The 20,593-nt window shown below is 68.1% G+C and carries 17 protein-coding genes; 6 read left to right on the plus strand and 11 right to left on the minus strand.

Annotation, left to right across the window (positions count from 1 at the left end):
- The 4 genes from AB0C20_RS26120 to AB0C20_RS26135 form a co-directional block, all read right to left on the minus strand.
- Positions 1–873, minus strand: an 873-nt coding sequence (locus tag AB0C20_RS26120; protein ID WP_357568932.1) for an ABC transporter ATP-binding protein, incomplete at its 3' end; no start/stop codon positions are given.
- The gene (locus tag AB0C20_RS26125; RefSeq protein WP_357568945.1) at positions 870–2,261 is read right to left on the minus strand and encodes an efflux RND transporter periplasmic adaptor subunit; all 1,392 of its coding nucleotides are present in this window, start codon (positions 2,259–2,261) and stop codon (positions 870–872) included. The genes AB0C20_RS26125 and AB0C20_RS26120, both read right to left, overlap by 4 nt.
- A 130-nt stretch (positions 2,262–2,391) precedes the next feature.
- Complete coding sequence (locus AB0C20_RS26130) at positions 2,392–2,877, minus strand: hypothetical protein (protein ID WP_357568933.1); 486 nt, start codon at positions 2,875–2,877, stop codon at positions 2,392–2,394.
- Positions 2,874–6,968: an RHS repeat-associated core domain-containing protein gene (locus AB0C20_RS26135; protein ID WP_357568934.1), complete on the minus strand. Its 4,095-nt coding sequence runs from the start codon at positions 6,966–6,968 to the stop codon at positions 2,874–2,876. The genes AB0C20_RS26130 and AB0C20_RS26135 overlap by 4 nt, the downstream gene beginning before the upstream one ends.
- A 635-nt stretch (positions 6,969–7,603) precedes the next feature.
- Between AB0C20_RS26135 and AB0C20_RS26140 the strand changes: the two genes are divergently transcribed.
- Positions 7,604–7,750: a hypothetical protein gene (locus AB0C20_RS26140; RefSeq protein WP_357568935.1), complete on the plus strand. Its 147-nt coding sequence runs from the start codon at positions 7,604–7,606 to the stop codon at positions 7,748–7,750.
- Between the two features lie 319 nt (positions 7,751–8,069).
- The gene (locus AB0C20_RS26145) at positions 8,070–11,432 is read left to right on the plus strand and encodes a LamG-like jellyroll fold domain-containing protein (RefSeq protein WP_357568936.1); all 3,363 of its coding nucleotides are present in this window, start codon (positions 8,070–8,072) and stop codon (positions 11,430–11,432) included.
- A 61-nt stretch (positions 11,433–11,493) separates the two neighbouring features.
- On the opposite strand, the gene AB0C20_RS26150 is transcribed toward AB0C20_RS26145, so the two are convergent.
- From AB0C20_RS26150 to AB0C20_RS26170, 5 genes are all read right to left on the minus strand, one after another.
- Complete coding sequence (locus tag AB0C20_RS26150; RefSeq protein WP_357568937.1) at positions 11,494–12,783, minus strand: hypothetical protein; 1,290 nt, start codon at positions 12,781–12,783, stop codon at positions 11,494–11,496.
- Between the two features lie 68 nt (positions 12,784–12,851).
- Complete coding sequence (locus AB0C20_RS26155; protein ID WP_357568938.1) at positions 12,852–13,190, minus strand: YrdB family protein; 339 nt, start codon at positions 13,188–13,190, stop codon at positions 12,852–12,854.
- Positions 13,184–13,786, minus strand: a complete 603-nt coding sequence (locus AB0C20_RS26160; RefSeq protein ID WP_357568939.1) for a WHG domain-containing protein — start codon at positions 13,784–13,786, stop codon at positions 13,184–13,186. Before AB0C20_RS26160 ends, AB0C20_RS26155 begins: the two co-directional genes overlap by 7 nt.
- Positions 13,779–14,579 (minus strand): alpha/beta hydrolase, encoded by an 801-nt coding sequence (locus AB0C20_RS26165; RefSeq protein ID WP_357568940.1) that lies wholly within the window; start codon positions 14,577–14,579, stop codon positions 13,779–13,781. Before AB0C20_RS26165 ends, AB0C20_RS26160 begins: the two co-directional genes overlap by 8 nt.
- A gap of 106 nt (positions 14,580–14,685) precedes the next feature.
- A complete protein-coding gene (locus AB0C20_RS26170; protein ID WP_357568941.1) occupies positions 14,686–15,606 on the minus strand; it encodes a proline dehydrogenase family protein in 921 nt (306 codons plus the stop codon).
- A 106-nt stretch (positions 15,607–15,712) separates the two neighbouring features.
- Between AB0C20_RS26170 and AB0C20_RS26175 the strand changes: the two genes are divergently transcribed.
- The 3 genes from AB0C20_RS26175 to AB0C20_RS26185 are packed head-to-tail and all read left to right on the plus strand — an operon-like array spanning position 15,713 to position 17,760.
- A complete protein-coding gene (locus tag AB0C20_RS26175) occupies positions 15,713–15,985 on the plus strand; it encodes a hypothetical protein (RefSeq protein ID WP_357568942.1) in 273 nt (90 codons plus the stop codon).
- A 1-nt stretch (position 15,986) separates the two neighbouring features.
- A complete protein-coding gene (locus AB0C20_RS26180; RefSeq protein ID WP_357568943.1) occupies positions 15,987–17,153 on the plus strand; it encodes a glutathionylspermidine synthase family protein in 1,167 nt (388 codons plus the stop codon).
- Between the two features lie 19 nt (positions 17,154–17,172).
- Positions 17,173–17,760 carry a CGNR zinc finger domain-containing protein gene (locus tag AB0C20_RS26185; protein ID WP_328652015.1) on the plus strand — a complete coding sequence of 196 codons (588 nt, stop codon included), beginning with the start codon at positions 17,173–17,175 and terminating at the stop codon, positions 17,758–17,760.
- A 32-nt stretch (positions 17,761–17,792) separates the two neighbouring features.
- Here AB0C20_RS26185 and AB0C20_RS26190 read toward each other — a convergent pair whose 3' ends face one another.
- Positions 17,793–18,599 (minus strand): sugar phosphate isomerase/epimerase, encoded by an 807-nt coding sequence (locus tag AB0C20_RS26190; protein ID WP_091402756.1) that lies wholly within the window; start codon positions 18,597–18,599, stop codon positions 17,793–17,795.
- Between the two features lie 75 nt (positions 18,600–18,674).
- Entirely contained in the window at positions 18,675–19,619 is a 945-nt protein-coding gene (locus AB0C20_RS26195) for a Ppx/GppA phosphatase family protein (RefSeq protein WP_357568944.1), read from the minus strand.
- A gap of 80 nt (positions 19,620–19,699) precedes the next feature.
- Between AB0C20_RS26195 and AB0C20_RS26200 the strand changes: the two genes are divergently transcribed.
- Complete coding sequence (locus AB0C20_RS26200; RefSeq protein WP_357190301.1) at positions 19,700–20,497, plus strand: hypothetical protein; 798 nt, start codon at positions 19,700–19,702, stop codon at positions 20,495–20,497.
- Positions 20,498–20,593 lie beyond the last annotated feature (96 nt).

Raw genomic sequence — 20,593 nt, forward strand, 5'->3', positions numbered from 1 at the left:
GGCGGCGCCACCGGAGCCACCGGACGGGTGCCCCGGACCGCTTCCGGACGCGGACCGGGGCTCCGCGCTGGGAGCGGGGACCAGTGTCGCAGGTCGACCGTGATCAACGGACGGCGGTCGATCATGAGCGGCGGGCGGGTCGGCGCTGTCCGCCACGACCACCCCGTCGCGCATGGTGATCCGGCGGTGGGCGCGGGCGGCGACCTCCTGGTCGTGGGTGACCATCACCAGCGCCACCCCGGACTCGGCGTTCAACTGTTCCAACAGTTCCAGTACGGCGGCGCCGGTGACGCTGTCCAGGTTGCCGGTTGGTTCGTCGGCCAGCAGCACCGTCGGCTCGGTGACCAGCGCGCGGGCGATCGCCACCCGCTGCTGCTCACCGCCGGACATCTGGTTGGGTCGGTGGTCGAGCCGGTGCCCGAGGCCGACCCGGCCGAGCATCGCCGCCGCCCGCTCCCGCCGCTGCCGAGCCGACACCCCCCGGTAGACCAGGGGCAACGCCACGTTCTCCACCGCCGAGGTACGCGGCAGCAGGTGGAACGCCTGAAAGACGAAGCCGATCGTCTCGTTGCGCAGGGTCGCCATCTCCGGCGGGGCCAGGGCGTTGACGTCCCGCCCGCCGATCACCAGACGGCCACCGGTGGGCCGGTCGAGCCCACCGAGGAGGTGCATGAGGGTGGACTTGCCCGAGCCGGACGGGCCGACCAGGGCCACGTAGTCCCCCGCCTGCACGGTGAGCGACACCCCGCGCAGCGCCTCCACCGACACCCCGTCGAGCTGGTACGTCCGGGACACGTCCACCGCCTCGATGGCCGGGACGCGCTCCGCTGCCGGCCGGTCCCCGCGCGAACCGGCGACGGCGGGTTCGGTCACCGGACTTCCTGGCCGTCGCGGACCTGGTCGGCGCCGCGCACCACGATCCGGTCGCCGGGCTGCACACCGTTGAGGATCTGCACCAGGTCGGACCCCTGGACGCCCACCGTCACCGACGCCCGACCCGCCTTACCGTCACGGACCACCCAGACCGCGTCCCGGCCGTCGGCGGAGAACACCGCCGACGCGGGGACGGTCACCGCGTCGGTGGCCTCACGTACCCGCAGGTGCACGATCGCGTTCATGCCGGGGCGGGGCGTCGGGGCCGGCTCGCCCTCGGCCAGCTTCCCGGCGCCCAGCGCCAGGCGTACCCGATAGGTGACCCCGCCCTGCGCGGAGTTGGTGGGCAGCACGTCGACCGACCGGACGGTGGCGTCGTAGCTGGCGCCGGTGACGGCGTCCAGCTCGACCGTGGCGGTCACGCCGGCCTTGACGAGGAGGACGTCGGTCTCGTCCACCTCGGCGAGCAGCCCCAACTGCCCGGTGTCCACCACGGTCAGCACCGGCGTGCCGGCGGTGACCAGCCCGCCGACAATGACGGCGTCATCCACCCCGGCCGGCGGCCCGCCCTGGCTTGGGGCCAGCACGGACGGGTCGAGGCCGGCGCCACCGGCCTGCGTCAACAACCCGGCCAGACCAGCATTCGCGCCACCCCCGGCCCGGGTGCCGCCGGGCTGCACCACCCCGGCGATCGGGGCACGCAGGGTCAGCGCGTCGACAGTCGCCTTCGCCAGGTCGTACGCCTGCTGCGCCTGAAGCCGCTGCGCCGCGGAGAGCGCGCCGACGGCGGAACTCAACCCGTTGATCCCCCGCTGCACCGCCCGGACCGCCTGGTCGGCGCTACGCGCGGCGGCCGCGTACTGGCGTTGCGCGGACGTCACCTGGGTCAGCAGCGCGTCCCGCAGCTGCGGGTCGGCGATCTTCTCGGCGGCCTTCCGGGCCGCGTCGAACGCCTCGTCGGCGGCCTTGTCGGTGCCGCGCCTGCTGCTGGTCAGGCTGCCCGCTCCGACGCCCCGGCCGGCGCGCTTCGCGGCGGTCAGCGCCTCCTTCGCCTGACGGAGGCGCTGTTGTGCGCTCGGCGAGTCGACCACGGCCAGCACCTGACCGCGCTTCACCCGCTGTCCAGGCTGGACCCGCAGGCTGGACAGGGTGCCGTCGGCGGGAGCGGTCAGGGTGGCGGCGGCGCGAGCGGTCACTGTCGCGGGCGCGTCGATCACCTCGGTGACCGGGTTGCGGGCGGCCGACGCCAGCGCAAGGTCGGGGCCTTCGTCGCCGCAGGACGCGGCGGTGGTGACGGTGAGGACGACGACGGCGGTCAGGGCGATGAGCAGGCGGGGCCGCGTGGTGCTTGCCGGCCGCGGCGGGTGGGTGCGGCGCACGCGAGTGATGCTACGAGCCGCTCAGCATCATCGCCAATGTCAGACTGCATACGCCGCACTGCTTGCAACTTGGATAAACGCAACGCCCCCGGCCTCAGCCTGTGAGCCAACGACCGGGGGGTTACGTGAACCGGAGTGCTCAGTCCTTCGACTTGAGGACGAAAACCACTCCCTTTGTCTCCGCTTCGATGTAGTAACTGCCCGTCAGGTCCGAGCCCGTTGTAGCGGCGGCGTCGAACTCCGCGCTCCGCAGCCACTCACTCCCAAACCTGATCTTACCCTCCAGAGACGTTCGGATCGGCGGTTTCCAATAGGTGCCGACCGGAACCCACTCATAATCGGACCTCAGCTTCTGGAACGACTCATCCGCCAGCCGGGCAACGCCTTCCTCCCACATCTCGGTGGGGCCAGGAACCCGGCCGTCGACAGAAGAGTCGTCAACCCAATACCCCTCTTCGACAGGTCCGAGGATCTTCGCGCTTTCGATCGTCCCGCCTTCAACCGACTGGACGTCCTCGGCGTTCGGGCCCCCGCATCCGGACAGAAGGGCGATCAGCACGGCTGCCGAAAGAGAGCCTCTTACTGCAGCCCTCCGGATGGCACTCCGCCGATCACCGTAGCTCACCGCCGAGCCCCTCCCGTGATCGTCGAATCTGATGGCGACCCTCCAGGAACCCAGGTTACCGTCCTGGTGAGAGAGCCTTGAGTAAGGAAGGGTTTAGCCCAACCCAAGGTGGCGAACCTTCCATTGTCGTCGTCGGACAAGCCGCTTCGGACGTCCTTGTTCTTCGGGTTGAAGTCGTAGAAATCCTCTGCGTGGACCGTAATGGTCATAGTAACCTTCTCACCCTTCCGGGCAACCTTGGCGCTCCCCCAGACGTTGTGGTCACCCAAGGCCTTCTGCCAATTCTCGCTTTCGGGATACCCCTCAATACCCTTGTCTTCACCGGTCATAGACAGGGAGTCACAGGCACACTCTGCCAGCAAACTCTCGGCGAAACCCTGCGCTTCAGCGATCTCGGCGTCGACGTTCCTTCGGATAACGGCGTCCTGTCCGTACGCTTTCTCATAATCGATTTCAAAGTCCGTGCCGGACGCGTCGCGGTAGTGATTATACGTGGCGACACCGTCCGTAAGATCGACTGGACTCAGCAACGGGTTGGAGACGGCAGCGGCACCCATCCGGAGCCATCGGTAAAGATTCCAATTCCAGTAATCTTTGGCCGTCGCCTTTGCCTTGGGGCTGTAGGGATACCTTGTCGCTTCCGGCTTGTATGGATTCTTGGGCGCCCCGAAGCAGTACCTGGTACGGCACTTCTTCGGCCGATTATCGACGATCGTCTCGGTGCCGTCGGCGTTGGGAACCGCGACAAGGAGGCCTCGATCGTCGCCTACTTGAATATTTCCAGAGGGGTCACTGAAGTTGACCGGGTTATTACTGCTGTAGGCATAGCCATTCATCTGCTGGGGGTTCCCCATGTCCAGCGCAGCGTCACGACTGATGAAGCGGCCAACCAACGCGTCGTAGCTACGGGCCCCGACCTGGATTAGCCCTGTTGCATTGTTTACAACCTTGTTGAGGAAGCCACGGTTGTCGGGATAAACATCCGCCGGCCCACGCGGTGCGCCGAATGGCGTGTACTGGCGCCATTTTGCGAGCTGCGCCGTGTTGTCAAGGTAGAGCGACGGGGATCCGTGGGAGTCGCCAATCTCAAACGAATAGTTCGACCCACTACCGGACCGGATTGCGGTCCCCCCGCCTGGCAAATTGAAGTATCGGTTCCCGGTCACCACCTGCGTGGCAGTGTCCAAGGCCAACTGCTGCCCCGGCAGGTACAGGATCACCTTGCCAGGATCCTTCTGCAGCAATACATTGCCATCGGCGTCGTAGATAAACGAACTCTGACCTGCAGTGCCAGTTACCGCCGTTAACTGACCCAGCTCATTCCAGTCGAGAGACTGCGCGCCCTTCTCGGCGTTCCGTGTGGTCATATTACCGGCACTGTCGTACCCGTAAGACGTGGAACTGGCTGCGCCGCCGGTCGTGGTGGTGGAAGTCAAGGCGTGGGGCTGGCCGCCAACAGTACCTCCATACGAATACGTGGTGACTTTATCCATGGCACCGCCGATACCGCGCTCAATCTGGTTGGTGCGGTTGCCGATCGGGTCCACGCTCCAACTCGTCCAGTACGCCGATCCACCACCAACGTTGTTGCCGACCATAGCTTTGTTGCTGGTGGAGGGAGCCGTCGCGCAATCGTCCGTCGCGGTCCAAGCTTCAGTCATCCGCCGAAGCTTGTCATAGAGGTAGCACTGACTCTCTGCGGGAGCGGTAGCTCCGAGCCGCTTACTCACCTGCTTAGTGACGTTGCCGGTCAGATCGTACTTGTACGACTGCTCGTCGACAGTGGTCGGCGTGCCGGTCGATCGCGTGACGAGCTGGTTGAGCAACTGAGAAGTGTGAGCGTCATAGGTATTAGTAATGTAGGCGAGGTTACTGCCACTACCCACAGTGGCCTGACTGACGCGACCCCATGCGTCGTAGCTCACCCCGTTGCTGTAGCCGGCCGAACCGCCCAGCGTCGTGGGCAGATCGAGTACGCCGGAGTAGCCGTGTAGCACCGTCTCCGAGGGCAGGGTGCCCTTGGCGGGATAGCTGTCGGTCAGCGGTAGCCCGAGCACCGAAGAGAAGGTGTGACCAAACACGTAGGAGCCAGCCAATGCCCCCTCGGAGTCGGGAATGGTGACGGTTTCACCCAACGACTTCCCAAAGACGTTGAAGCCCTTCTGCTGCTTGATGTACGCCTTGCCACCCTTGTAGTTGATCGAAGTAGTGAGTTGACCAATCGGGTAGGTCATGTTCGCGACGGCATTGTTGCTGTTGTCGTAGACCCAGGCGTTCACCTGATTGCTGGACGACTGCTCAGACACCGGCGCAGCGTATTGGCCGATGCGCCGATTGAGCTTATCAAACCTGACTGAGGTGCTCTTTCCTCGAGAATCTGTGCTCTGCAGCAGATTCCCGTTGCCATCGTAGAGCAGTCCTGTGATGGCACCGGTGTCTGGATCACTCTTCTTCGTGGCGCGACCCATGAGATCGAATTCGGCAGTCCACGCGTTATTCAAGGCATCCGTGAACGAGGACTGGTTGCCATGTCCGTCGTGCCCATACTTGGAAATGGTTGCCGTACCACCGGTCACGGCGAAGCTGCCGGTAAATACGTCATTCGGGGTAGTCACCGTGGGCAGGGCGGTGTATTCGTGCAGTTCTTTCGTTCGCCCCAGCGGGTCGGTCAACGTCGTCTGGACCACTCCGCCGGCTGGCGGGACGCTCGTCGTGCGATCGCCTTGGTAGACCGTGGTGGTGGACGAGACAGTAACCCCGTTCTTCGCCGCAACGACCACGACAGGTCTCCCCAGACCGTCGTACGTGTTCAAGGTCTGGTTTGGCACCTGCTTACCCAAGTCAGCTGCCGAGACCGGCGCACCCAGCGTCGGCGCCGTTGAATCATCCCACCAACCGTTGTAAGACGCTCGGGTCCAGCCGCCTGTGTCGTAATACGTATCGGTGATCAATCGGCCCGCTTGTGGCGTTGTGGCCTGAGTTTGGCGAGGACGCAGAAGTGCGTCGTAGATCAATAGAGACTTTTGGTAGCCGCTTGAGTTGTTCAGCGTTTCCGTCATCGTTCCCGAGGTGCCGGTCTTCGAGATGACGTAAGTGAATTTGCGGTGAGCAGGGCTGCTAGTCGCCCGGGAATTCAACCATACGGAGACAGCGCGACCCAGCGCGTCGAAATGTTGAGTCACTACGACGCCGTTGGCATCGGTAGCGCCGAGCGGCAGGCCACGTCTCGGGTTTACGGTCGCCGAAGCAACTTGGCCGAGGGCGTTTGTTGTCGAGGTTCCCACTGTCAATCTGACAGCGTTCATAGTGAACGCGGTCACAGTTTTGTTGCCGTTGCCGTCGTAGGAATCGGTGACCCGGCCGTAGCTGTCGTAGGTCGACCGTCCGGTGGTCTGCCAGACGTAAGCCCCGGAGGTGTAGTCCTTGGCGACCTGGGTCATCGTGACGTCACCTTTGGACGGGGCGGCCGCCTGCGGGAACGTCGTGGAGAAGTCCGTCACGTCGTAGAAGGTGCGTTCGGCCTTGACGACCTGGGCGGGTCGGTTGACGCTGCTCGGGGTGGTGAGGGTGTTGACGCTGCCGGGCTCGGAGGCGGGGCTGCCCTGGGTGAATCCGCCGCAGGCCACCGACACGGTTTCGGTTTGGCTGACCAGCCCGGCGAGGTTCTTGGCGGTGTTGGTCGGGGCGTAGGTGTAGGTGGTGCACTGGTTGTACGCCGCGTCGATCGGCACGGTGTACGTGTAGGTGTTCTTTAACAGACCGAAGGTGGCGCTGGCGGTGTTCGCGTCGTAGCTGTTGTCTGTGGCGGTGTACCGCCACGTCACGGCACCACCCGCTGTAACCGACTGCCGCGCGTAGGTCTTTGCAGGTTCGACTCGGTGGGCAGTCATCGCTGACAACCCACTTCTGCTGCGGGTGGCTGTGGCTGCGGATACCCAGTAGGAGGTGATGGTGGAGGAGTCGATGCGGCCGCCTTCGCCGAGGTACTGGGTGGTTTCCAGTTCCTTGCCGGCGAGTTCGTCGATGTCTTCGTGGGTGCCGCCGGCGGAGTCGGTCAGGTTCACCACGGTGCTGTTGTTGTTCTTCGACATGCCGCGGTAGTAGGCGGTTTCGGCTTGGGTGCGGCGGTCGTTGACGCCGTCGCCGGTGAACGTCTGTACCTTGGCGTAGCCGCGGAACTGGCCGTAGCTGCGGTACTTGGTCTTGACGACCTCGTTCTCGTCGAAGTGCCAGGCAGCACCATTGAGGTACTTGTAGCTGGTTGACAGGGCTGCGGCGCCGCCGGTGGGGTCGGTGGAGGTGACCCGGGTGACGGCGTACTTGTGGAACCAGTCCTTGAACGGGTCGGTGTATCCGTCCGGGGTTCCAGTACACCGGGTAGCAGGACTTCGTGTTCGCCGCCGGGTCGGTGCTCACCGGCGCCGAACATGGCACCGGCAACTCGTACGACGGGCTGATGACCGATCCGGTTTCGGTGGTGATCGTGGCGATGCGCTGCCGGTAGAACGACGGCAGCCCACCGGCGGTGTCGACCCGGTTGGGCAACTTCACACCGGTGAACGACACCGACGGCAACGTGATCGCCGCCGTCGACCCACCCGCGCTGATGTCATGACCCGTACGGGCGATCCCGGTCAGCCACAACGTCGGTGACGTGCCGTCACCGGTGGCCGGCATGCTCTGCGACAACGCGTACGAGTCGACCTTCTCGTAGGTCGAGGTCGCCGTGTTGTACTGCCTCGCCTCGATCGACGTCAACCGGACGGTCGAGAAGAACGACGGGCTCCAGTTGTCACAGTCCGTCCCTGAGGCGCAGATCAAGTCGAACGGCACGTCCGGCCAGTTCGCCTTGTTCGCCGAATTCAACGGCTGACACGTCCCCGACAGGCACCGGTCACCGGTGTTGAACACCACCTGGTTCGCCACCGTGCCATACGCGCCACCATCGGTGAACCCGTAATCGATACGCGCCAGGTTGCTGTCGCGGATGTAGGACACATCCGTCGCGCCCTTGTTGCGGCCGTAGAAGTTCGTGGCCTGGTTGTAGTAGTACGCCATCGCGTTACCGTGCGTGTCGGTGACGTAGTCCAGGTTCCACCGGTACGCCATCGTGCACACCGACGACGAGAACCCCGCCGAGTTGTAACACGGGCCGTCCGAGTGCGGGGAATACACCGCTGATCAACTTCCCGGTGCCCTACAGCACGCTCGCGGGCGCCGAGATCGCGAGCGCAGCCTTCAAGATCACGAACACCAGGTCGTGGAGTTGCACCGACAAGACCGTCAACGTCTACGCCCCGGGCGCGACGCTGTCCAAGTCGAATGCCACCTGGGACTACTGGGAGGACCAGAGCAATGGCCCCCTCGCAGCCTCCAAGAGTTTCGCCTACGGCTACAGCGGATGTGGGGCGGCCGGTGTCTCCTTCGACATCACCGGCCAAATAAAGACCGACGTCACCAACAAGAGGTCCACCCGGACCCTACGAATGATCGCGGCCAACGAAGGCAGTGACCCCGAGAGCTGGAAAGAGTTCCTGGAAACCAGCCCGACGCTGACCATCACCTACAACCACGCACCTGCGGCACCCACCGGGCTCAAGACCGCGCCGACGACGTCCTGCAACGCCGCCAGCCCCACTGTGGTGGGTGACACCGCCGTCACGTTGTACGCGCCGGTCTCCGACCCTAACCAGGGCACCCTCGGGGTCACCTTCAAGTTGTGGAAGGACAGCGACACGACCCAGAAGGCGCTCGACCAGACCGACCCGAATTCCTTGACGTATTCGTCGGGCAGCACCGCGGTGCGGATCGTGCCTCGGCAGATCCTCGCCGTGGCGTCCGGGGTCACCAGCACGAGTAACGGCGTGCCAACGACCTTCGCCTGGAAGGTCCAGGTCACCGACTTCAGGACGGCGAGCGCGTGGTCGACCACGTGCAAGTTCACGTTCGACGCCACCAGGGCGGCTCCCCCGGATGTCGCTGTTCCCGCTGTCACCAGTATCGGCCAGTCCGCCGTTGTCACGGTGACGGCACCGACCAGCGGCGCTCGGCCGACGAGCTACTCGTATCAGCTCAACGCCTCCGCCCCGCTCAACGTCACGGCCGATTCGAACGGCAACGCCACCTTCACCATCAAACCTTCCCGCTTCACCAACAGCCTGGCGGTCACCAGCGTCACCGCCGCGGGAAAGAATTTCGGCGACACGACTGCCACGATCTTCAACTCGATCCGGCCGAGTACGCCTGCGGCCGACGGTGACATGAATGGCGACGGCCTTGCCGACGTGATCACCCCGGGTTCCGTCTACAACCTGAAACCAGGGCTATGGCTTGCCGAGAGCAACGGGTCGGCCGCGCTCAACACCAGCATCACCAACATCGGAAGCCGCGGGAACGGCGTCAGTGGCGCCTACTCCCCCAGTGACTTCGATGGCTCGCAGGTGATCTCTGGACGCTTCACCGGGAGCGGCTTCCAGGATGTGTTGGTCTACTACCCCACCAGCGGCAACGCGGGAATCATCGCCGGAAACGGTGACGGCTCGGCGCTGACGCCCGACAGTGGGATGACGCAGTTCAGCATTGAAGCCGACTGGCTGCTCGATGAGTATGGTCGCCGGCCGCTCCAGCTCGCCAACGCGGGGGACACCCGAGGACTGGGCGGCAGCTATCCCGACCTGATCGGGACCAGCGGCGACAGCAGCAACGGATATCAACTGACGTACTACCCGAGTGCCGGCGGCATCATCGGTGGCTACTTCGGTGCCACCACCACCGGCGCACTCACCCCGACGGGCGGCGCCGACTGGAACAACTGGACCATCGCCACCGCTCAGACCAGCACCGGCACCGGCACCTCGATGTTCCTGTGGAACCGGAGCACCGGAGCGTTGTACCTGTGGTCCGACACCGCATTCAACCCGGACACCGGTCAGTTCTCGTATGCCTCGTCGCGGGTTCTTCGCAGTTCTGGTTGGTACACAGGTGCGTCGCTGACCCTGCGGGCCGGTGACGCGAACACCGACGGCATCCCGGATCTGTGGGTTCTCAGCGCCGGTGCGGTCAGCTCACTCTGGACGGTCACCAACCTGCAGGCCAGCAGTGCCACCGTGGCGGCCCAGCCGAAGCAGACGCTTGTCACCTCGGACCACACGTGGCAGTTCGACGACCTGTCGGACACGGCGGTCACCAGCGCGAAGGACGTCTCCGGCGGCAAGTCCCTCACGGTGGAGGGCGGCAACGCCTACTGGCGAGGCGGCGAACTCTTCAGCCCGGCCCTGTTCCTCAACGTCGACAAGACCGGCACTGTCGTCGACACCTCCAAGCAGGGTGCACTGTCGGTCAATGAGCCGTTGATCGACACCAACAAGTCGTTCAGCATCTCGGTCTGGGCCAAGCCCACGGCCGCCGGTGGTGTCATCGCCAGCGAGGACGGCGCGAACGCGTCGCGCTTCCTGCTCTGGAACAACCAGAGTGACAACACCTGGCGGTTCGGTCTCGGCAACGCCGACAGCGGTTGGTCGTACGCCCAGGTGGTGACACCTGCCGGTACGGCGCTGGGGGTCTGGACGCACCTGGTCGGCACCTACAACGCCGAGACCCGGACGATCGTGCTCTACGTCAATGGGGTGATCAAGGGAAGCGCGAAGTACGAAGCCACGCCGACGTGGCCGAGCACCGGCAAGTTCGTGGTGGGCCGCTACAAGTACCAGGGCGCGCCGACGGCGCACTACTCCGGAATGCTCAGCAATCTGCAGGTGTGGAAGCGGGCACTCACCCCCACCCAGGTCGGGGCGACAAACGTCACGAAGAGCGGTTCGCTCACCCCGGTCGGTGCCACCACCTGGACTCCGCCGGGCACCGGTACGAAGCAGACCGACGTCTACGGGACGGACACCATCGGAAGCTTGTGGAGATACCGGAAGGTGAACAACCAGCTCACCGCACCGCGGCTGATCTCCTCGGGCTGGAGCCAGTTCACCTCGTTCGACATCGCGGACATGGACCACGACGGCTACCAGGATGTGGTTGTCCGGGACAACACCACCTGCGACCTGCAGGTGTTCCTGGGCACCGCCGATGATCTGAGTCCCACGCCCACGTTCTTCGGCACCGGGTGGTGCAGCTGGCGGCCATTCGGAATTGGCGACTTCAACAAGGACGGTTATCAGGACATCTTCACTGCCGGCACGACAAACGACCTGTGGGCCTACCCGGGCGATCTGGCGGGCGGCAAAATGACCCGGATCGACGTCGGTGACGGCTGGGACGGTCAGTACACCGGATTCGGTATGGCCGACGTGGTTGGTGACGCCACGCCGGAGCTGTACGGGCGGGAGAGCGACACCGGCCTCCTCCGGGTGTACGACCTCCAATCGAGGGCGATCACCCAGGTCGGCAACGGTTGGGCCACCTTCACCTCGTTCGGGCTGACCGACTTCAGCGGGGATGGCAAGCCCGACATCCTCGCCCGGGACGCAACAGGCAATCTCTGGATGTACCCGGGGGGCGCGAACGGCAGCCTCGGTACCCGAGCGTCGATCGCCACCGGCTGGTGAACAACGGCGGTGGGTCGGGCATCCGCCCGGCCCACCGCCGCCGGCGAGCAAACGAGCTGCGTCAGCCGGCGGTGGCGCGGACGTACGCCACGCACTCGTCGTGCAGCGTCGACCACTGCTCACCGAACGCCTTCTCGGAGGCCGCGTCGATGGTCCGGCCGTCGTGCACCACGGTCTTGAAGAAGGTCAGCAGCCGCAGCGGCCCGTACCTGTCGACGAGGTGCCGAACTGCCAGGTAGCCGATGCCGTAGCTGGCGGCGACCCGTTCGGCGGAGGCGTCGTCGGCGGGGTTGACGCCCTCCAACTTGCCATCCCAGCCGCCCCGGACCATCTTGCGGACGTCGGCGATCCCCTCGTACCTGTCGACCGCCTGGCCGCCGGCACCGGCGAACTCGGCCAGGCCCTCCACCAACCACCAGGTGAGCTTGCCCGGGTAGCCGCGCTCCGGCAACGACGCCGCGTGGGTCAGCTCGTGCCGCAGCAGGTCGTCGGTGCCGCTGTTGGTGAGCCCTTCGGCGTTGAGCACCACCTCGTGGTGGCCGCCGCCCACGGTGACCGCGTAACCGCCGGTCCATTCCGGGCGCTCCCCGCCGTACCAGCGCTGCCACTCGGTGCGCCCGGCGTAGAAGATCCGGTACCGGTCCGGCGGTGAGCCGGTCACCGCGTACCCGTCGGCGACCTTGGCCGCCGCCTCGGCCTGCGCGAGCAGGCCGGGCAGTTTGCCGCGCAGCGCCGGGGTGGTGGCGACGATGGTCCGCGTGCCGATGGCGACCGCCAGGTCGCTGATCTCCCACGGTCGGGTGCCGGTCTCCACCGACTTGGATTCCTCCATGGCGACCATTCGGGGCTGGTCACCGTTCTCGCGCCACCGGGTGCCGATCAGCACCGGGCTGGGCCGGCAGTTCGGCGTGACGAAGCAGTACTGGAAGCGCACCAGCAGCCGCCACTCGCCGGGCTTGCCGATGATCGGCACGGGCAGCCCACTCGGCTCGGCCCGCCAGCCGGTCACCTTGAGTTCGCGTAGTGCGGCGAAGCGTCGGCGCAGTTCGTTGTGGGCGGCGGGGTCGGCGACGGCGAGGAACCCGGCGCGGTCGCCGCCGAGGAGCGCCGCGGACTGCCGGTGGAGCTGGGCGGTGATCCGGTCGGACAACCCGCGTGCCACGGCGGTGGCCGGGTCGTCGGCCGCCGAGGCACCGACCCGGCTGACCGTGGGACGCGCGCCTGTCTCCCGGATCACTCCGACGACGAGCGCCGCCGGCAGGCCGCAGCCCAGCAGCAGGACGAACACCACGAGCACCGTCCACAGCGGCCAGAGCCGCCGTGGTGCTGGCTGCTGCACCTCGTCAGTCACCCGCCGAAGGGTACGACCAAACCCTGAACGCGGCGAGGCCGGTACCGCCCCGGCGGCGGTCGGGTGGGTCAGGCGGGGCGGCGCAGCAGAATTGTGACGACGGCCCAGACGACGACCAGGGCCAGGCCGAGCCACCAGTACCCGAGCAGGGCGAGCATCCCGCCGCCGGCCACGAACCAGCCGGCCTGGAACGCGTACTTGGCCGGCGGGGGCAGCCGCACCCCGGCCCGCGGCGAGCCGAAAGCACCCCAGAGCCCCGCGAGCAGCAGCGGAACACCGATGGCGGCGGCCAGCCGTACGGCGGTGGGGGCGTCCAGGGACCAGCCCCAGCGCACGCCGACCGCCAGTACGGTGAGCTCCAGCAGGAAGATCAACAACAGCCCGAGCGTCCGGATCACGGTCACCACCCCCGTTCCTCCTGGTCCGCGACCTGCCGAGTGCCGGGCCAGGAGCGGAACGAGATGTCCATGCTCGCGACCAACTGGTGGTACGAGCGGTCCACATCGCGGGGCAGGCCGAAGCCGCCCGCGGCCTCCAGGCTCACGAAGCCGTGCAGGGCGCTGCGCAGCGCGCGCGTCGCGTCCACCGCGTCGTCGCCGGTGAGCCCGTACCCGCGCAGCACCGCGAAGATGGCGCCGACGGCGCGTTCGCCCGCCTCGACGTGCTCCGCGTCGGCCGGGTCGGGCACCCGCTGGGTGGCCGGGTAGCGGCCGGGGTGCCGCAGGGCGTAGTCGCGGTAGGCGTCCGCCATGGCGCGGAGCGCGTCGCCACCGGAGCGGCCGACGGCGGCGGTGGTCATCGCGGTGGCCAGCTCGGCGGTGGCCAGGGCGGCCAACTTCTGGACCAGCGCGTCCGCGCCCTTCACGTGCTTGTAGAGGCTGGGCAGGGCGACCCCGAGCCGGCTGGCGAGCGCGGCGAGGGTGAGCTGCTGGAAGCCGACCTCGTCGGCCAGCCGGGCCGCCTCCCGTACGACGATCTGCTGGTTGAGGCCGACCCTAGGCACCGGCGCACACCGCCAGGAAGCCGAGCAACTCCTCGGCGGTGCGCTGCGGCCGGTCGGCGTGCGGGTAGTGGCCGGACTCCTCGATCATCCGGGCCTCGGCGGTGCCGAAGAGCCGGCGGGCGGCACGCGCCTCCGCACCCGGGTCGGGGAAGTCCGGGTCCTTGGAGCCCATCAGCACCAGCACCGGTTGCCGCACCTGCGGCGCGCGGGTGGTCCAGTGCGGCTCGGCGGGTGCGATCACGCCGCGGGTGGCGGCCATCCGGCCGGGCTCGCGCAGGTTGGCCACCATCGAGCGGCGGTACGCCGCGTCGTCGGCGGGCCGGTGCACCGGGAACAGGGTGTTGTGGAACATCCCGAAGAGTCGGGGGCTGTGCAGCACGGACCACATCGCCATCCGCAGCAGTGGGTTGAGCTTCGGCTGACCGACGAACGCGCCGACCTGCACGATGCCGGTGACCAGCTCGGGCGCGTCGGTGGCGGCGAAGACCACCGCGGCGGCGGCGGACGAGCTGCCGACCAGCACGGCCGGACCGGCGTCGAGGTCGCGGACCACGGCCAGCAGGTCCGCGCCGACCTCGGCCGGGGCGTACGTGGGCCAGCCGGCGCTGGACTCGCCGTGCCCCCGGACGTCGACCGAGGCGACCCGGTGCCCGGCGGCCACCAGCAGCGGCACGAGGTGTCGGAAGCTCGCCCTGTTCTCGCCCATGCCGTGTGCGAGGACCACAAGTGGTCCGTCGCCCTGCACCTCGTACGCGATGTGTCCGTCGTCCCGCCGCACCTGGCTAGCTGTCATAGCTTTAAAGCTAAGCCACTTAGCCAACGATGGCAAGTCGGATAACCGAAACGGGCCGGCGGTGACCCGAGCGGTCGCCGCCGGCCCGTCGGCCGAGTCGGAGAGGTTACTTCTTGGAGATCAGGGCGCGGCCGAAGAAGACCAGGTTGGCGGGACGCTCGGCCAGCCGGCGCATCAGGTAGCCGTACCACTCGTCGCCGTACGGGACGTAGGTGCGCACGGTGTAGCCCTCGCTGGCCAACCGGGCCTGCTCCTCGGGGCGGATGCCGTAGAGCATCTGGAACTCGAAGCGCTCGGGACCCCTGTCGAACCACCGGGCCCGGTCCTCGCCGATGGCGATCATCCGCGGGTCGTGGGTGGCCAGCATCGGGTACCCGTCGCCGGACATCAGGATGTTCATGCAGCGCACGTACGACTTGTCCACCTCACGGGCCGACTGGTACGCCACCGACTCCGGCTCCTTGTAGGCGCCCTTGCACAGCCGCACCCGCGACCCGGCCGAGGACAGCTCCCGGCAGTCCGACTCGGTCCGGCGCAGGTACGCCTGGAGAACCGCACCGGTCGACGGGAAGTCCTTGCGCAGCCGGCTCAGCACCTCAAGTGTCGAGTCGGTGGTGGTGTGGTCCTCCATGTCCAGGGTGACAGTGGTGCCCGCCGCGTCGGCCGCCGCGCAGATCGCCCGCGCGTTGTCGTACGCCAACTGCTCGTCGAACATCTGGCCGAGGGCGGAGAGCTTCACGCTCACCTCGGCGGCCGGGGTGAGCCCCGCGCCGCCGAGCATCTTCAGCAGTTTCAGGTATTCGTCCCGGGTGGCGGTGGCCTGCTCGGGGCGGACGGTGTCCTCACCGAGGTGGTCGAGGGTGACCGCGAGGCCGTCGTCGACGAGCCCGCGGGTCGCGCGCAACGCGTCGTCGGTGGCGGCGCCGGCGACGAACCGGCGGACGACGTCCCGGGTGTACGGGGCTGTCGCGACGAGCCGCTCGACCTGGGATGACCGGGAGGCGGCAAGGATGACGGAACGGAGCATGAGCCGAGCGTAACGCCCCTGCCAGGGCCCCCGCCGAGGGGCGGCCGGGCACCTCGGCACGGGGGGCGGGGCGGCGGCGGTGGCGCCGATCGGCTACAACGATGCCGTGGACCAACGCCCCCGCCGCCGGCTCCGATCGGCCTCCGTGCAACTCGGCGCGCTCACCGCTCTCGCGCTTGCCCTCTCCGGCTGCAACATGACCTCGGACGACGACGATGACGACGACTGCGCCCTCGGGCCGGTCGGCGGCGGCGACACCGTCGCGCTGGCGATGCGGGTCAGCGACCCGGCCGCCGGTCGCACCGCCCCGGAACCGACAAGCGCGGCCCTGCCCGAGCGCGGCGGATTCGGCACCCACCTCGCCGCCTGCGGCGGCTGACGTGCGCCGCGAGTCGGTCACGCCGCGCCCCGACTGGGATGCCACCATCCGGTCGCAGGGGCTGGTCTACGTCGACACCGAGTTGCCCGACGGCGGGATCATGTCGTACTGGGACGAGACCGCCGCGTACGCCTTCGACCTGGACGAGGTGCTGCGGCTGGAGGAGGCCACCGAGGAGCTGCACCGGATGTCGGTGGCCGCCGCCGAGCACGTGGTGGCGCAGCGCCGGTACGCCGAGTTCGGCATCCCGGAGTGGGCGGCCGAGGCGGTGGCCCGGTCGCTGCGCGAGGCGCCACCGACCCTCTACGGGCGCTTCGACCTCGCGTACGACGGCACCTGGCCGCCGAAGATGTTGGAGTACAACGCGGACACCCCCACCGCGCTTGTCGAGGCGAGCATCATCCAGTGGTACTGGCTGGAGCAGACCCGGCCGGAGCTGGACCAGTGGAACAGCCTGCACGAGCGGCTGGTCGGCGCCTGGGCCAAGATCGGGGCGGGGCTGCACGACCCCCGGGTACACGTCCTCTGGTCGAACGAGGAGGAGTCCGGCGAGGACCACATGACCGCCGGCTACCTCGCCGAGACCGCCCGGCAGGCCGGCCTGAGCGTCGCGCTCCAACCCATCCAGGACATCGGCTGGGATGGCAGACGCTTCGTCGACGCCGACGACAGTCCGGTGACCACCTGCTTCAAGCTCTACCCGTGGGAGTGGATGCTGGCCGAGCCGTACGGGCCGGCTGCCCTGGCCCCGGGCACCCCGACCACCTGGATCGAGCCGGCCTGGAAACTGCTGCTCTCCAACAAGGCGCTGCTCGCGGTCCTCTGGGAGCTGTACCCGGGCCACGAGTACCTGCTCCCGGCGTACCTCGACTCGCCGCGCGGCATGACGGAGTACGTCGCCAAGCCACTGCTCGGCCGCGAGGGCGGGTCGGTACGCATCGTCACCGCCGACGAGGAGATCACCAACCCGGGGATCTACGGCGACGAGGGCTGGTGCTACCAGGAGTTCCGGGCGTTGCCGCAGTTCGCCGGTAACCGCATGGTGCTGGGCAGCTGGATCGTCGACGGCGAATCGGCCGGCGTGGGTGTGCGGGAGAGCGCGAGTCTGATCACCGATGGCTACGCCCGGTTCCTGCCGCACTACATCGACGCGCCGCGCACCCGCTGAGTCGTCTACCGTTGGGGGCGTGAACTTCGACGCGTACGCCCGGACCGGCGTTGACCTGGTCAACGCCCGCCTGGACGACCTCGACGACCTGCGGGCCCTCTTCCCCGACGAGAACGCCTGGATGCGCGACGAGGTCGCGGACCGGGACGTGGCGATTTTCCGCCGGGCGCAGAAACGGTTGCGCGACGTCTTCGAGTACGGCACCTCGGGGCGGGACGGCCAGGCGGTCACCGAGCTGAACGCGCTGCTCGAGGCGTTCCCGGTGCAGCCGCGCATCTCCGGGCACGACTCCAGCGACTGGCACATGCACGTGACCAGTCGGGGCGCCTCGGTCAGTGCCGAATATCTGGCCGGTGCGGTCTGGGGGTTGTCGGTCTGGCTCTGCGAGTACGGCAGCGCCCGGTTCGGGGTCTGCGCCGACGAGCGGTGCGGCAACGTCTACCTGGACACGTCGTCCAACTGCTGCCGGCGGTTCTGCTCGGAGCGCTGCGCCACCCGCTCGCACGTCGCCGCGCACCGGGCCCGTAAGCGGGCGGCGGTCGGCGAGCAGGTGACCGTAGCCCCGCAGCCGACGTCCGCCGCCGATTCCCTCTCAGCGGTCAGCTGACACCGCCACCGCCCGATTCTCGGGCGGTCGGGTCAGGCGTCGACAGGTGACGACGCGGTCAGGTGCTGGCGGGCGAACTCCAGCGCGGCGCGCAGGTCCGCCTCGCGCACCGCGCGGCTCTTCGCGCCCCGGGTGGCGACCTCCACCGCCACCGCGCCGGTGAAACCCCGGCCGGCCAGCGAGGAGAGCAGCTCCCCGCAGGGCTGGGTGCCGCGCCCGGGCACCAGGTGCTCGTCGCGGCCCTCGCCGGTGCCGTCACCGAGGTGCACGTGCGCCAGCCCGGCGCCCATCCGGTCGGCCATCTCCAGGGGGTCGCTGTGCGAGGCCGCGCAGTGCGACAGATCCAGGGTGTACGACGGGTAGCCCGCGTCGGTCGGGTCCCAACCGGGCACGTACGGGACGAACTGCCGGCCCGCCATCCGCACCGGGTACATGTTCTCCACAGCGAAGCGCAGCCCGGTGAACCGGTCCGCGACGGTGGCCAGACCCTCGGCGAAGTTGCGTGCGTAGTCCCGCTGCCAGGTGAACGGTGGGTGCACCACGACTGTCGGCGCGCCCAGCGTCTCAGCCAGCTCGGCGGCCTTGCGCAGGCGCTCCCACGGGTCCGGGCTCCACACCCGCTGGGTGACCAGCAGGCAGGGCGCGTGCACCGAGAGCACCGGCACGTCGTAGTGCGTGGAGAGGCCGCGCAGGGCGCCCGCGTCCTGGCTGACCACGTCGGTCCAGACCATCACCTCGACGCCGTCGTAGCCGAGCGCCGCGGCCAGTTGGAACGCCGCCGCGGTCGGCTCGGGAAAGACCGACGAGCTGGACAAAAGCACGGGAACGCGGGAAGTCACATCAGCCAGCGTAGCCCGGCAGCGCCGGGGGCATCGTGACGAGCGCCGGCAAACCGACCGAAAACGGCCGCCGGATCAGATCGGCTCCAGTTGATCGAGCCGGCGGAGAATGACGCCCTCCCGCAGCGCCCACGGGCAGATGTCCAGCGAGTCCAGATCCAGGCGGCGCATCACCGCCTCGGCGACCACGGCACCGGCCAGCAACTGGTGGGCCCGACCCGCGCTGACCCCCTCCAACTCCATCAACTGCGCCGGTGGGATGTGCCGGATGAAGCCGATGACCTGCCGCAGGCCGGCCCGGGTCAGGCTGCGTCGCACCCACAGCCCGGAACCGGACGGGGCAGCCCCGGCCAGTCGGGCCAGGGTGCGGAACGTCTTCGAGGTGGCCACCGTCCGGTCCCAGCCCACCTGGGTGATCTGGTCGACCACCTTGTCCAGCCGGCCGTCCACGTACTCCCGGAGCTTGTCGACGGCCTCCGCCGACGGCGGGGCCGCACTGGCCGGATCGACCCGCAGCCGCTCGCGGGTCAGCCGACCGGCCCCGAGCGGCAGGGAGACCGCGACGTCCGGGTCCTCGTCGATGCCAGCGGCGATCTCCAGCGAGCCGCCACCGATGTCCAGCACCAGCAGCCGGCCCGCCGACCAGCCGAACCACCGCCGTACGGCCAGGAACGTCGACCGCGCCTCGTCCGCCCCGGAGAGCACCGCCAGGCGTACGCCGGTCTCGTCCCGGACCCGGGCCAGCACCTCGGCCGCGTTGGTGGCGTCGCGCACGGCGGACGTGGCGAAGGCGATCAGGTCGTCGGCCGCCAACCCGGTGGCCGCCGCCTTGGCCATGCCCACCGCCTTGACCAGGCCGTCCGCGCCCGCCTCGGTCAGCGCGCCGTCGGGGCCGATCTGCTCGGCCAGCCGGAGCACCACCTTCTCGGAGTGCGCCGGCCACGGGTGCGCGCCGTGGTGGGCGTCCACCACAAGGAGATGCACCGTGTTGGATCCGACGTCGAGGACACCCAGTCGCATGGTGAAGACAGTAGGCGCAACACGTTTGCGCGGCTCACCGGCCTGCGGACGTCACCGCGCGTACGCTGGGCCGAGTGACGATGGAGCTCCGTGTGCTGGTGGACGACCCGGGTGACCCGCGCAGTCGCGAGGTGCCCCTGGACTTTCCTCGGGAGTGGATCGAGTTCACCGACCCGGCCGACGAGACGCACCTGATCCGGGCCGACCTGACCTGGTTGCTCTCCCGCTGGACCTGCATCTTCGGCAAGGGCTGCCACGGCATCATCGCGGGCCGGGCCGCCGACGGTTGCTGCTCGCACGGGGCGTTCTTCACCGACTCGGACGACGAGAAGCGGGTTCGCAACGCCGTGCGGCGACTCGCCCCGTCGACCTGGCAGCATTTCCGGCGCGGGTTCAAGAACTGGACCGACGAGGACACCATCGACGGCAAGACCCCTGCCCGCCGCACCGCCACCCAGGGCCCCGACGGTCCGTGCGTGTTCCTCAACGACGCCGACTTCGCCGGCGGTGGCGGTTGCGCCCTGCACGCCCAGGCGCTGCGCGACGGGGTGCACCCGCTGGAATACAAGCCGGACGTCTGTTGGCAGCTGCCGATCCGCCGCGATCAGGACTGGGTGAAGCGACCTGACAACAGCAAGGTGCTGGTCTCCACCCTGTCCGAGTTCGACCGGCGGGGTTGGGGAGCCGGCGGGCACGACCTGGACTGGTGGTGCACCTCCTCGACTGACGCGCACGTCGGCACCGAGCCGATGTACCTGTCGTACGGGCCGGAGCTGACCGCCCTGATCGGCGCTGCCGCGTACGAGCGGCTGGCCGAGCTGTGCGCGACCAGAACGAAGCAGGGCATGATCGCCCCGCACCCGGCCGACGAGGTCTAGCTCCAACGCCGTTCAGTTAAGCGGTTGGGCGGATCGTCAAGGCGTGTCTGAGGCGTAAAGCAGCGGAGCTCCGGTATAGAGGGTGGTCACTCTAAG

This window comes from Micromonospora sp. NPDC048843 (genome assembly GCF_040649965.1).
Taxonomy (GTDB): Bacteria; Actinomycetota; Actinomycetes; order Mycobacteriales; family Micromonosporaceae; genus Micromonospora; species Micromonospora hortensis.